Source organism: Paenibacillus sp. p3-SID867, assembly GCF_025142895.1.
Classification (GTDB): domain Bacteria; phylum Bacillota; class Bacilli; order Paenibacillales; family Paenibacillaceae; genus Paenibacillus_AQ.
In genome coordinates this window covers 135,942-149,441 of the sequence record NZ_JAMBDM010000001.1, presented here as the reverse complement: position 1 = coordinate 149,441, position 13,500 = coordinate 135,942, and the positions used below count along the sequence as shown (strand labels likewise).

Annotated in this window: 11 protein-coding genes; 6 read left to right on the top strand and 5 right to left on the bottom strand. The window is 51.5% G+C overall.

The window, feature by feature from the left end; all coding sequences use genetic code 11:
• The 4 genes from M4D81_RS00775 to M4D81_RS00760 are packed head-to-tail and all read left to right on the top strand — an operon-like array spanning position 1 to position 6,109.
• Positions 1 to 1,314 carry a nucleotide sugar dehydrogenase gene (locus M4D81_RS00775; protein WP_260064076.1) on the top strand — a complete coding sequence of 438 codons (1,314 nt, stop codon included), beginning with the start codon at positions 1 to 3 and terminating at the stop codon, positions 1,312 to 1,314.
• A 15-nt stretch (positions 1,315 to 1,329) separates the two neighbouring features.
• Positions 1,330 to 3,201 (top strand): glycosyltransferase family 2 protein, encoded by a 1,872-nt coding sequence (locus M4D81_RS00770; protein WP_260064075.1) that lies wholly within the window; start codon positions 1,330 to 1,332, stop codon positions 3,199 to 3,201.
• A 32-nt stretch (positions 3,202 to 3,233) separates the two neighbouring features.
• Positions 3,234 to 4,991, top strand: coding sequence for a polysaccharide deacetylase family protein (locus tag M4D81_RS00765; protein WP_260064074.1), 1,758 nt, complete (start codon positions 3,234 to 3,236; stop codon positions 4,989 to 4,991).
• A gap of 29 nt (positions 4,992 to 5,020) precedes the next feature.
• Positions 5,021 to 6,109 carry a glycosyl hydrolase family 18 protein gene (locus M4D81_RS00760; RefSeq protein WP_260064072.1) on the top strand — a complete coding sequence of 363 codons (1,089 nt, stop codon included), beginning with the start codon at positions 5,021 to 5,023 and terminating at the stop codon, positions 6,107 to 6,109.
• 128 nt (positions 6,110 to 6,237) lie between these two features.
• Here the strand turns inward: M4D81_RS00760 and M4D81_RS00755 are convergent, their stop codons facing one another.
• Entirely contained in the window at positions 6,238 to 8,385 is a 2,148-nt protein-coding gene (locus M4D81_RS00755; RefSeq protein WP_260064070.1) for a YhgE/Pip domain-containing protein, read from the bottom strand.
• Positions 8,386 to 8,415: 30 nt separating this feature from the next.
• On the bottom strand, positions 8,416 to 8,802 hold the full coding sequence (locus M4D81_RS00750) for a YhjD family protein (protein ID WP_260064068.1): 387 nt from the start codon (positions 8,800 to 8,802) through the stop codon (positions 8,416 to 8,418).
• Positions 8,803 to 8,986: 184 nt separating this feature from the next.
• Here M4D81_RS00750 and M4D81_RS00745 point away from each other — a divergent pair, with 184 nt between their 5' ends.
• On the top strand, positions 8,987 to 9,496 hold the full coding sequence (locus tag M4D81_RS00745) for a Crp/Fnr family transcriptional regulator (RefSeq protein WP_071223797.1): 510 nt from the start codon (positions 8,987 to 8,989) through the stop codon (positions 9,494 to 9,496).
• A gap of 181 nt (positions 9,497 to 9,677) precedes the next feature.
• Here the strand turns inward: M4D81_RS00745 and hmpA are convergent, their stop codons facing one another.
• Complete coding sequence (gene hmpA, locus M4D81_RS00740; protein ID WP_260064065.1) at positions 9,678 to 10,883, bottom strand: NO-inducible flavohemoprotein; 1,206 nt, start codon at positions 10,881 to 10,883, stop codon at positions 9,678 to 9,680.
• Between the two features lie 487 nt (positions 10,884 to 11,370).
• Here hmpA and M4D81_RS00735 point away from each other — a divergent pair, with 487 nt between their 5' ends.
• Positions 11,371 to 12,066, top strand: coding sequence for a YitT family protein (locus M4D81_RS00735; protein WP_071223799.1), 696 nt, complete (start codon positions 11,371 to 11,373; stop codon positions 12,064 to 12,066).
• 69 nt (positions 12,067 to 12,135) lie between these two features.
• On the opposite strand, the gene M4D81_RS00730 is transcribed toward M4D81_RS00735, so the two are convergent.
• Positions 12,136 to 12,318 carry a DUF2188 domain-containing protein gene (locus M4D81_RS00730; protein ID WP_071223800.1) on the bottom strand — a complete coding sequence of 61 codons (183 nt, stop codon included), beginning with the start codon at positions 12,316 to 12,318 and terminating at the stop codon, positions 12,136 to 12,138.
• 131 nt (positions 12,319 to 12,449) lie between these two features.
• On the bottom strand, positions 12,450 to 13,415 hold the full coding sequence (msrA, locus tag M4D81_RS00725; RefSeq protein WP_260064062.1) for a peptide-methionine (S)-S-oxide reductase MsrA: 966 nt from the start codon (positions 13,413 to 13,415) through the stop codon (positions 12,450 to 12,452).
• Between the last annotated feature and the right edge of the window lie 85 nt (positions 13,416 to 13,500).

The following is a 13,500-nucleotide window of genomic DNA, read 5'->3' as shown; positions in this document are numbered from 1 at the left end:
ATGGAATTATATGTGAATATGTTGGACCGCGTTGACAAATTAGCAGTTGTCGGTCTTGGATATGTGGGCCTGCCGCTGGCGGTCGCATTCTCAAGAAAGCTGGATGTCATCGGCTTCGATCTGAGCGAGGCCAAGGTGCAGCAGTACCGCAGCGGATTCGATGCTACCGGTGAGATCGGGGATACTTCGCTTGCGAACTGCTCGGCGTCCTTCACCTCGGATCCGGACAAGCTGAAGGAAGCACGCTGCTTTATTGTCGCCGTTCCGACACCCGTAAAAAGCGGAAATGTCCCGGATCTGAAATTTGTGCGCAATGCCAGCCGATTGGTCGGCCGCGCATTGACCCGGGGAGCGGTTGTTGTGTATGAGTCAACGGTTTATCCGGGCGTAACGGAGGAGGTTTGCATTCCGATTCTTGAAGAGGAGTCCGGCCTGCGCCTGGGCGAGGATTTCAAGGTGGGGTATTCCCCGGAACGAATCAATCCCGGAGACCAGGTACACCGACTCGAGACCATCGTGAAAATTGTGTCCGGTAATGACCCGGAGGCACTGGAGACGGTTGCCAGCCTATATGAGCTGATTATTGATGCAGGCGTTCATCGGGCGGAAAGCATCCGGGTGGCGGAAGCAGCCAAAGTCATCGAGAATGCCCAGCGCGATATCAATATCGCTTTCATGAATGAGCTCTCGATGCTGTTCAACGAGATGGATATCGATACGAATGCCGTGCTGCGGGCTGCAGAAACGAAATGGAATTTCCTCCCGTTCCGGCCGGGGCTTGTTGGCGGACATTGCATCGGAATTGATCCATATTATTTGACGTACAAGGCCGAGGATACGGGATATCATTCCAAAATTATTTTGGCCGGGCGGCATATTAATGACGGAATGGGGAAATACATCGCTCAGCATGTCATTAAACTCGCGGTTCGCCAAGGTATCGATCTGATGAGGGCGAAGGTGGCGGTAATGGGTCTGGCCTTTAAGGAAGACTGCCGGGATATCCGCAACTCCAAAGTCATCGATATTATTACGGAGCTGCAGGACTACGGAATTCAACCGATGGTCGCGGACCCGCATGTGGACCCGTATCAGGCTAATGAGGAATATGGTATCGAGCTGTCGGACATGAGCGAATTGAAAGACATTCAGATTGCGGTTGTCGCCGTCGCTCACCGGGAGTTCAAGCAGCTTGGGATTGCCGAATTCAAGGACATGTTTAGCTCTGAAGGAGAGAAGCTTCTGATCGACGTGAAGGGAGCTTATCCAAAAATCGAATATGAAGCAAATGGCTTTCATTATTGGAGTTTGTAACGATGGGAGAAAGCAATGAGGATTATAAAAAGAAAGCAACCGAAGAGCACTAAAGAAGTTCTTGCGGTTCCGCGCACGGATAGACGTACTCTTTCCTATGTACCTGACCCGGAGCAGATTCGTTTGAACGCGGACCGGAGAGGCAACCGGGCTGAGCAGCCCGGGGATGATTTGTCCAGCTCTGAATATTTAAATAAGCTGCGTATGCTCAGCTTGCGTTATGAAGCGGAATTTGAAGTATGGATCGTCCCCAAGGGGAAAAAGAAAAAAGCCGGGATTAAGGGACAGGCAGCCGACATTTCGGCCACGGGCCTGCTGCTCAAGCTGCCGGACGCTTCTTCAGGTCTTGAAGTGGGCGACAAGGTGAAAGCCCGATTCCGGATCCCGCCAGGCGCGATGCCGGAAGGTTTCGAATCGGCTGTAAGGATGGATGCAAGCATCGTTCGTCGGGCCACGAATTTGGCAGAATCCGGTGAAGAACATATGCTTGCCTTGGAATTTGAGAAGCCGCTGACTGAATATTTTCAGCGCAAACGGTGGGGATATTCCGTATATTCTGCCAGCGCGTTGATGTTCGTGGCGGTGCTCTTCATCATACTGATGCGGGCCGAGAGCATTATCTATTTTAAATACAACATGGTGCTGTATTTGTACAGCTTAATCGCAGCCCTGTTTTTGCTAACTCGCTATCTGTTTGGGGCATTGTACCGCGATGTGCCGATCCATCCGGATTATACACCAGGGGTTTCGATTATCATCCCCTGCTTCAATGAAGCGGATTGGATTAAACGTACGATTCTCAGCTGTATTAATCAGGATTATCCGGTAGATAAGCTGGAGGTCATCGTCGTAGATGACCGATCGACAGACCAATCGGTGCAGCAGATCAAGGATATGATTGAAGTGATTCACTCCGAGGCGGAGCGTTACGCGACCCGCGAACGCTTGTCCTATACGGTGCTGCCGGAGAATGCGGGCAAGCGGGCCGCCCTGGTCAAGGGCGTGGAGATGGCGAAGCATGATTTGGTGGTCTTCGTGGACTCCGACAGCTTTCTGGACCCGACGGCGATTCGCCACCTCGTTCAGCCTTTTCAGGACCCTAAGATGGGCGGCGTGGCCGGCCGGACGGACGTCGAGAACAAATATACCAATAATATGACGAAGCTGCAGACGGTCCGTTATTATATTGCCTTTCGGATCATGAAAGCGGCGGAGTCCTGGTTTGACAGCGTGACCTGCTTGTCGGGCCCGTTATCCTGCTATCGGAAAGAGCTGATCCTGCAGCATGCGGACGCCTGGCTGAACCAGAAGTTTCTGGGCAGACCCGCCACCTTCGGGGATGACCGAAGCATGACGAACTTTATTTTGAAAACACATCGCACCGGTTACCAGGATTCCGCCATATGCTCGACGATTGTCCCTTCGCAGATGAAGGTGTTCCTGAAGCAGCAGATGCGCTGGAAGCGCTCCTGGCTGCGCGAGTCGCTCCGGGCCGGAAGCTTTATTTGGCGGAAAGAGCCGTTTATGGCATTGTTTTTCTACATAGGCCTAATCGTGCCGATTGCCGCGCCTGTCGTGGTTGCCTATAACTTGATGTACGTGCCGATCGTTCACGGCATTTTCCCGGGGACCTTCCTGATGGGCTTGCTGCTGATGGCGCTGCTGATGAGTCTTGCCCACCTGCTGTTTCGCAAGAGCAAGCTCTGGGTGTTCGGCTTCGTGTTCTGTCTGTTCTATGAGTTTGTCCTGCTATGGCAGATGCCGGTGGCCTGGTTTACCTTCTGGAAGTCGACATGGGGGACCCGGGAAACACCGCAGGATATTGAAGCTAGAGAGAAGAAGGAAGCCCGCAAGCGTAAAGGCAAAAAATTCGGATTACCGTTCTGATCGTGTCAAAGCGGTTGAAGTGAGGATGACAAATGGGTAAAAAACAAAAAACAGCCCTCAATGTTCAGCGAAAAAATCGCCGCAAAATCATCAAAGTTACGGCACAGGTCGTTGTATTGGCCGTAGTAGCCGTCCTGCTGGCGGATGCGATTTTCGATTTTCGCACCTATAAGGAGCCGGACAGAGCGGCTTGGCGTCAGGATCAGGGCTTTATTGCGCTATCCTATTTCGGGGTCGGCCGCACCGGGACATCCAAGCTCGTATCCAAGAGCCAGCTGGATGCACAATTGAAGGCCTTATATGAACAGGGCTACACCACGATTTCGCAGCAAGATATTATCGATTATTATCGTAATGGCAAGAAGCTGCCGGATAAAGCGCTGTATCTGTCCTTTGAAGATGGACGGAATGACTCCGCGCTGTTCGCGCAGCCGCTGCTGGAGAAATACAACTATAAGGCCACCTTCCTGTCCTATGCGGACAAAATGGGCAACAGTGAACGGAAATTTCTGCAGCCGAAGGATATGCTGAAGATGACCCGCACCGGTTATTGGGAGCTGGGGACCAACGGCAACCGGCTGACTTATATTAATATTTTTGATCGTGAAGGCCGTTATATCGGCGTTAAGGATGAGGGTGAACTGACCAGCAAATCCAACGTGGAGTATTACAACCACTATTTGATGGATTTCATTCGCGACGAGAACATGATACCGCTCGAGAACCGCGCGGAGATGGAAGAACGGATTCAAGCTGATTATGAGGCGATGAATAAAGTCTACACGGAATCGCTGGGTTACGTTCCAGGGACGTATATGATCATGCACGCCAATGCGCTTGGCAGCGGCATGAATCAGCTTGTAGCTGATACCAATACGGAGCAGATTAGGCAGTTGTTTGGGATGAATTTCAACCGGGAAGGAATGGCCTTCAATTCGCAGGATAGCGATCTTTATAATCTGACTCGGGTCCAGCCTGCTCCTTACTGGTCCACCAACCACCTGTTGATGAAGCTGCACAAGGACCAAGGACAAGCTATGCAGTTTGTTCGGGGGGACAAGCAGCAGGCTGACAACTGGGAGCTGCTTGGCGGAGCGGCTGAATTTGCGGATAACCGTTTCGTGGTCACATCGCCTCCGTCTCAGGCAGGGACGGTTTATTTAAAAGGTAGTGAAGAGACTGACGTAACCGTCTCGGCTAAAGCGCTCGGCAATGTGGTAGGACGGCAGTCCATCTATGTCCGTTACGACAGGACCAAGGGCTCTTACGTAAGGCTCCTTCTGGAGAACAATAACGTGGTGGTAGAGCAGAAGCGAGCAGGTCAAGCGCCCGAGGAGCTGTTCACTTATTCCCTGCCGAAGGTCGAGTGGGGTGAAGAGGATCTGCAATTCGACAAAGCATCGGTATATACCAAGGAACAGACGCAGGCCGGAGATCGGGATGATGAGAATGAGTATCCGGTCAACATACTTGGCAACCGCTCGTTGGAGATTTCGGTGAAAGGCCATTCCGTGTCGGTGAGTGTCGATCAACAGTTAATTCTGGACCAGCAGCCTGTGGATGTTTCGATTGGCGCAGGGGGCGTGGCGTTTGAATCGCAATATCACGAGCAGAATGAGAAGGATGATATTTACGACGCTATTTTTGAAGATGTCAACATAACATCTGAGCCTGCGGGCGGCGATCGGAAGCTGCTGTTTACGAACAAGCCGTCCGGACTGACCGGAGTCCTGACAGGCGTGCAGAGAAGTTTGAACCGGGCGGTTGACTGGGCTGTGGAGACCTTTTAAAATTCGGATGGCGTAGGACGTGAACAAGAATGAAGAATCGCAGGAGGAAATGGGCAGGAGCAGTGGTGCTGATGGCTTTGTGCGCTGCTGTCTCCTTCTGGTGGCTGCGCACCGAAGAGCAGGAGAAAGCACTGCAGCCTCAGATACCGCAAACGGGAGTAAAGCTGTCTGCCTGGATTACGGATTGGCAGTGGAGGACGGGCATAACCGATATGGAGCAGCTCGGCAGCGAGCTTGAAGAGATCCATTTTTTTGCAGCCTACTTCAATCATAAAGACGAACTCCATTTTACTTCGGATTTTGGGGAGGGGCTGCCTGAATTTCAGGAGATTTCCCGGAAAGGGGCGCAGCTTCGCCGGGTCCTGACCATCGTAAACGATCGCTTCGATACCGATGGGACGGCGGATCAGAAGGATCCTGAGCTCATCTCCCGGATCGTGGCTACTCCGGAAAGCCGCAGCCTGCATATCGGGCACATTCTGACTGCAGTATCCCAACATGGCTTTCGTGGCGTCGAGCTGGATTACGAGAAGGTACGCAAGGAAGATTGGGCGAATCTGTGCGCTCTTTACGAGGAGCTGTATGAGCGTTTACAAGCGGAGGGTTTCTCTCTTCGAATCGTCCTGGAGCCGGGGATCTCCCAGTCATCCTTGGAGTTGTTGCCGGCAGGCCCGGATTATGTCGTGATGGCCTATAACTTGTACGGAGGGCATAGCGGACCGGGGCCTAAGGCGGATCACGCCTTGATCAGAAAGCTGGCGGACAAACTGCGCGGGATTCCGGGAGACCATGCCATCGCACTGTCGGTTGGAGGGTTTGACTGGGCGAAGAACGGCAAGGTTGTCTCTTTAACGGAAAAGCGTGCGGTGGAGCTGGCGCATTCCATCTCGGAAGTGCCGAAGCGGGATTCGTCAAGCGGTGCCCTGCATTATGAATATACGGACGACCAAGGCATCGGCCATACGGTATGGTATGCAGATGGTATGACCATTGCCGGCTGGATGGATACGGCGAGAGATACGGGTGTTTCGAAGATTGCGATCTGGCGGCTTGGGGATATGGAAGAGGATACGTTGAAACAGCTGAAGGAATACCACCAGCAATCCCAACATAAGTAAATCTTATATGAAAAAAGGACATCCCATGGCTGTAAGAAGCCGCTAGGGGTGTCCTTTTGCGTAAAATATGACTAAAGTTGTAATCAGACAGTCATTCTGTGCGGATATACGCTCCGAAAGGGGCTGGATTAATGGATGAGTTTCGAGGCTCTCGCTTTACGTACAAGACCGCCGCTGGCGCGGTTGATCGGTTTCTTGAGCGCTATCCCGATCATCAGCGCAATTGCGGCAAAGATCAGCATGAACAGGACATCCCGGATGACAATATCCCATAGAATGCCGCCTACGGCTTCCCGCATCATGCTAATGGCGTAGGTGAACGGCAGATACGGATGCAATGCCTGGAAGAAGGGCGGCGTCATCTGGATCGGGAACGTTCCGCCCGCGCCTGCGAGCTGCAGCACGAGAAGTACGATGGCCATCGCTTTTCCGACATTGCCGAATACGGACACCAGCGTATATACAATCAGCATGAAGATGGAGCTGATCAGCAGCGCAAACAGGATGAACCAGCCCGGATTCACGACATAGGTCCGCAGCAAATAGATATCACCCAGGGTGACGAATAGCGCTTGGAACAGGGCAATGGTGAGAAAGGTTAAATAGCGTCCGAAGTAAACCTCGATGCTGCGGAAGCTTCTCTCTTCATCATGAACCTCAACGGAGAGCAGGGAAACGAGCAGCAGGGCACCTACCCACAAGGATAAAGTCGTGAAGAAGGGAGACATGGCGGACCCGTAGTTCGGGATCGGATACAGGCGATTCTCTTCCAGCGTTACAGGCTCGGCAAAAAACTGGCTTTCGAGCTCGAAATTATTTTGAAGCAAATCAATAACCTCTTGAATATCTCCCTCAGCTTCCATCTCACGGAGCCGATTCGCCAGCTGCGTAATCCGAAGCTCGGCCTCCGGCAGACGGCTTTGGGCAAGCTGTACTTCTTCCCCGCCTACTTTAAGACCTTTCCGGGCGTCTTTGAGCAAATGCTGAATGTCGGGGACGCTGGCAAGCGCCTGGGTCAGCTCCTGCTGCACACGCTTGGCCGTGCCTGCGCCCTTGGTGAAGGCTTTGCTTATCGCCGGACCGATCTCCGTATCGTAGCGGCTTAACAGCGTGTTGGTCAGTCCCGTAATGTCATCGTTCAGCTTCTTCAGCTTATCGATGGCATCTGCTGGTGCTTCTTCTCCCCGTTCCACGGCTTGGGCTATCGTTTGGAGCACGGATTGAGCAGAGGTCCATCGTGCGGCAATCTCCTCGAGCTTGGCCGCCCCGGAAGCTGCTGCCGGGGAGATGGAGCCCAGCCGCTTGAACAATTGACCCAGCCGGGCTGCTGCTTTCGCTGCGGTCTCTGCGCGTTCCTGCGCAGCGTTCAGGCGGCTGGCAAGCTCCTTCGGGTCGATATCGGCTTGCCCCAGAGCGTCCAGCACTTGCGAGAGCGCTCCGGTGGTTGCAGCCAGTACCTCCAAGTCCTGACGCAGAGTTGGCTCCAGCGATTTCGATGCACCGGCGGCCTGATTCGCGAACTCCGCCAGCGCACCGGCCATGGCCTTGCCGTCCGTGGCAATTCCCTCAAGGCGAGGCAGGGCGGCGTCGGCTTGCTGAACCAATCGGTTGGCCAGCTTAATATCTTTTGCAGCTGTGCCCACCGCTTCATTGAGCTCCGGAAAGCTTTTTTCAAGCCGGAACAGAAGGCTTCGTACTTTATTGATGGCCGGGAGCTGGTTCTCGATCTCAATCCCGAGCGTGTTGAAAATCTCGAAGATGGTGCCGTTGGCGGTTTTGATGAAATTTTTGCTGATTTCCTCCACAACACCGGATGCGCCCTGGGCCGTCACTTTGGGAGAAATGGCGTTGATTTTTTCGTTCGTATAATAGAGGATCTGAGCTTTGACAGGCTCATTGGTCAGCACGGTGCCGATCCGGGCAGAGAAGTTCTCCGGAATAATGATAGCAGCATAATCATCGCCGCGTCGTACACCCTGAATGGCGTTCTCGCGATCATCCGTAAAACGCCACCCCAGCTTCTCATTGTGATGGAGGGACTCCACGATTTCCTTTCCCAGGTTAATGGGCTGATCGCGGAGGGTGGTGCCTTTATCCAGGTTGGCAACGGCAATGGAGATGCCGGAGGTCTGGCCGTAGGGATCCCAGGAGGCCTCAATGTTAAACCAGGCATACAGAGAAGGTAGAATAGCGAGCCCGACGATGATGACACTTGCAGCCCAATTAAGGATGATTCTCTGGATATCGGCAGAATATATGTGGAAGATATTCTTCATGGAGCGCTCCTGTCTTGTACGTAGTTGGTGCTAGTATGCCGCCAAATCCGTGCCAAGATACGAAACGAGCCGATCCTTTATCTCTTCCTTGAAGGTGTGCCATTCGCAGAGCAGACAGCCATCATATCCGCGGCATAAATACTGGACCTGCAGCCCTTCCTCGGCTGTACCGCTCTGGCCATGAATCCGGATGCCGCGCCTTCTCATTTGTTGTTGTAGGAACCAGGCATGATCAGAATATCCTTTTTTAATGAGCTGCAGATTTAAGATATAGAGTTCACCCATTTTCAGTTTAAGGGTCTTGAGAATCTGAATATCCCTCTCGAGAACTGACTGAATGAAGTGATGCAGCAGATAATCTCGGATCAGGGCTTCGTCTTCTAGCGAGGGCGGAGGAGGAGTGGAAGGTTTCATCATAAGAGACACATCCTCAAACATAAATAAATACAAGAACATATGTTCTATATAATACACATGCTATGCCAACAATATACGGCGCGCAACCATTAATTTCTGGTAATTGTTATTTGCCTCCAGTGGATTCATGACGGCATATCGTTTACACTCCTGATAACTGCATTCATCAGGAGGCGATTCATTCATGATTCTTCATAAAGGCGAAATACTGTTCAGGCAAGGAGATAGCGGGGATCATCTATACCACATCCGGAGCGGAATGTTCAAGGTAACCCGTCTCCATCCGAATGGCAATATGGTGCTTTTCAATATTTTATATCCCGGTGAAACGGTGCCGCACCATTCCCTGATCAGCCCGAAGGAGACACATGGAACGGCGATCGCTCTGATCCAGAGCGAAGTGGAGGTCATATCGGCTGATGCGTGGTACCGCCAGCTTGCGGAGGATTCGCAGAAACCGCTCGAGGTTGCCAGATTGCTGCAGGAAAAGGTGCGGTTCATGCAGATGAGGCTGGATCACTTGACGGTCGGAGGACCTGCGGAGCGGCTTGAGCTGCTGATCCAGTGGCTGGACGAGTATTCACAGGGAATACACTTGACCGAGTATCTGACGCAGGAAGAGATCGGACAGCTGATCGGCGTGAGAAGAGAAACGGTAAACCGGCTGCTGCGGGAACAGGGCAAGCATATCTAGTTCGGAATTTTGAGGACGGTATGAACGCCAGGGTACATAGGTTTATAAAATGCGCATGACCAGAACCGGCATATGGTTTTGTTCTTCGCTGAATAATAGTCGACAGCAAGCGTGTTCCATCTAAAAAGGGTGCCTGTCTTTATGCAAGACAGGCACCCTTTGATGGTGTAATACGGTTATTTTAATCTTCCAATGTACCAGCCGGGCCGAAAAATTCATAATGAATCCGATCCGAAGGTACCTCCATCGATTTCAAATGACTGTTCACGGCTCGCATGAACGGAACGGGGCCGCAGAAGTAGAAGTCCGCCTTGGCATCAACGGTTTTGCGCAGGAAATCAAGATCAATATAGCCTGCTTGGTGACACTGATCCTCCGATTCCGGTTGTTCATAAATGATATAAGAGGTTAGCTGCGGATATTTGGAGGCAAGCGCATCAATGTGAGCTTTCATCGCATGCTGGCTGCCGCACTTGGCCGCATGAATAAAGGTTACGTTTCGGTCAGGCTGTTCCAGCAGCACGGTTTCGAGCATGGCCACCATCGGGGTTAAACCGACGCCGCCGCTGATCAAGACAAGCGGAAGATCGCTGTCCGTATCCAGCGTAAAGGTACCGGCCGGAGCCGTGACCTCAAGAACGGTCCCAACCTCGGCATGGTGGTGCAGCCAAGTGGAGACGACACCTGCGGGCTTTCCTTCCAGTTCATCCTCACGCTTGACCGTAATTCTGTAGTATGGTTGACCCGGTGCGGACGAGAGACTGTAATGACGATTATGATAATAGGCTTCACCTTCGGGTTTCACCCGGAGCGTGATATATTGACCGGGTTGATAAGCGGAAATTTCGCCGCCGTCCTGCGGGACCAGATAAAAGGAAGTGATAACGGAGCTTTCTTCCACCTTCCGGTCAATGACAAAATTGCGGTATCCGCTCCAGCCGCCGGCCTCGTTCGCGGCTTGTTGGTACATATCCGCTTCAATGCCAATGAAGACATCGGCAATAGCCCCGTAAGCTTCGGCCCAGGCCTCGATAATTTCGGGCGTTGCAGCGTCTCCCAGCACTTCCTTCATGGCGGCGAGCAGCGTTTCGCCAACGATTGGATAGTGCTCGGGCTTAATGTTTAATGCCCGGTGTTTGTGTCCGATCTGCTTAACAACCGGGACGATCGCTTCAAGACGGTCGATATGGGCTGCGGCGGCGTATACGGCATTGGCAAGGGCAAAGGGCTGTTTTCCTTCTCGTTGATTCGCATGGTTGAATATGTTAAGAAGCTCCGGATGATGATGAAACAATTTTTGGTAAAATGCAGTCGTAATTGCCGTTCCATGTGTTTCAAGAACAGGAACGGTCGATTTAACGACCTCAATCGTATGCTGGCTTAACATGCAGACTCCCCCTGATTCATAATTCGAATTCGTATTCGATTTAAGTATAGACAAGGGAAGAAGGGGTATTTGTGATTTAAGTCACATCGGATTTAGCGAATATGTGAACAGAACGACGATATTTTATGGAGGGAGTTCTTAAAGCGAGTTTTTTTACATATTTCATATATATATTCCAGTTCATTCTAGCCAGCTGTTTAGCTTGTATGCCAACTGTGTTATAATAATGTAAGCAGTCTAATTAAAACGAGAAAGGATCAGGATACCATGTGTCCCCGAAGGACGAATCCCCAAAGGACGATTTGGAAACGTTATGATCTCTCATACACATAGCTTCCTTCGTAGAGCGAAGTCGGACGTCAGAAGACAAGGACGGTCTCTTACGAAAGGATGGGAACTATGGTTCGAAGGATGAACTCCTCCAGGTTGCCTCTATGTAGAGATTGGCCTATGTCTGACCAATCTACTACGACAAGAGGGATCCTGTATGAGGAAAAGACAAAACAACACAATTATCACCATGTCGGCGATGTTGTTCGGAACGTTTTTAATGGCTTTTACGTATTATCACATTAATTTTCACAATCATTTAACCGAAGGCGGCTTTGTCGGCCTTGCGCTGCTTGGCAAATATGCGCTTGATATTCCGCCCGCATTAAGTATGGTCCTCATGGACATACCGGTTCTGCTGGTTGCCTTATTCATCAAAGGTCGGAAGTTCATTATCAATACCGTTGTTGCGGCGAGCATGTTCACCTTGTTCTACGCATTGATCGAGCGGTATTCCACGCTTGTGATCGATCTGAATCATAACTTGCTGGCAGCCGCGCTGCTGTCCGGTTTATTGACGGGCTTTGGTGCAGGCATCGTGCTCCGTTTTGGCGGAGCGACAGGCGGTGACGACGTGATCTCCGTGCTGTTCAGCGAGTGGAGCGGGCTTAAGGTAGGGACGGTGTTTTTCCTGATGGATGCCGTAGTACTGCTATTATCGCTATTCTACATGCCATTGGTTGAAACCTTATATACTATATTAGCCGTATCGATTGCCGGACAAGTGATCACCATTACAGTGACGTACGGTACCGAGAAAACGGAAAAGAAACCGATTCGGAAGGCGGTCCGTGCCCCAAGCACTCCGGTTACTCCGAAGACAGCGCAGCATACTGTTAGCGGCCGTTCATAAGACGGTCCAACTAAGAGAAGCTCACCCGCATGCAGGGTGAGCTTCTTTCGTATGCTTATGCCCGGATTTTCACTTCTCGTCCTTCGGATGATTCTCATCCCACTCCTGTGCCTTGGCGGTGGCGATAGCGATGGCACGACCTTCATCGTAATCTTCCTCCAGCAGGGCATTGGCAATTTCCACGGCTTTATTCCTCACCCGGGGCTCCAGGTTTTTCATGGATGGCGGATAATCATGTTTGCTCCAAGGCATGTGCAATCCCTCCAGTTGATCTCTAATTTGTATGTAATGTATATTACCCCGTCCGGCCAAATTGAATAAGCGGGTTCAATCGTACCAAAAAGTGCATTGCCCTGAAGGGCAATGCACTAGGAAACTTGGATTTATTCAAACAGCTGCAAATACTCGCCGTAGCCTTCCTTTTGCATCTCTTTCTTCGGTACAAACCGCAGTGCCGCAGAATTGATGCAGTAGCGAAGCCCGTTCGGCCCTGGTCCGTCGTCAAATACATGGCCGAGGTGCGAGTCGCCTTTTTTGCTTCTTACCTCGGTGCGGACCATCATATGGGTAAGATCCATTTTTTCCTTAATGTTGTATTCGCGAATCGGACGGGTGAAGCTCGGCCATCCGCAGCCGGCATCATATTTGTCCGTTGAGCTGAAGAGCGGCTCGCCGGATACGATGTCCACGTAAATGCCTTCCCCGTGATGGTCCCAGAACTCATTGTGGAACGGAGGCTCAGTTGCGTTATTCTGGGTCACTTCATATTGGATCGGTGTCAGGCGCTGTTTAAGCTCGGCCGGATCTACCGGATCCGACCAGTGCTGCTCAATGAAATCCTCGCGTCCTGAACCTTTGCGATAGCGCTTGTAATGGCTCGGGTTTTTCTTGTGATAATCCTGATGATATTCTTCAGCGTCATAGAAAGTGCTGGCGGGAATGATGGGCGTTACGATCGGTCCATCGAATCGTCCGCTGGCAGCTACGGCTTGCTTGGATTGTTCCGCAAGTTTACGCTGCTCCTCCGTGTGGTAAAAAATAGCAGTCCGGTAAGATGTGCCCCGGTCATGGAATTGTCCGCCCTCATCCGTAGGATCGATTTGCTGCCAGAAGAGCTCGAGCAGCTTTTCGTAAGGGAATACTTCCGGGTTATACGTGATTTGAACAGCCTCGTAATGACCTGTTGTATCAGAGCATACCTCTTCATAGGTCGGATTTTCCTTATGGCCGCCCGTATAGCCGGAAACGACCTTCAGAATGCCCGGCAGCTCATCAAAAGGAGAGACCATACACCAGAAGCAGCCTCCCGCAAAGGTAGCCAATTCACTTGGGGTTGAACGATTATTCATCTATTATCCCTCCATCGTTATAACATATAAATGTAAGTCTTACTCTATATTATAATCATTTTGGTCAGGGAAACCAAAACTATGC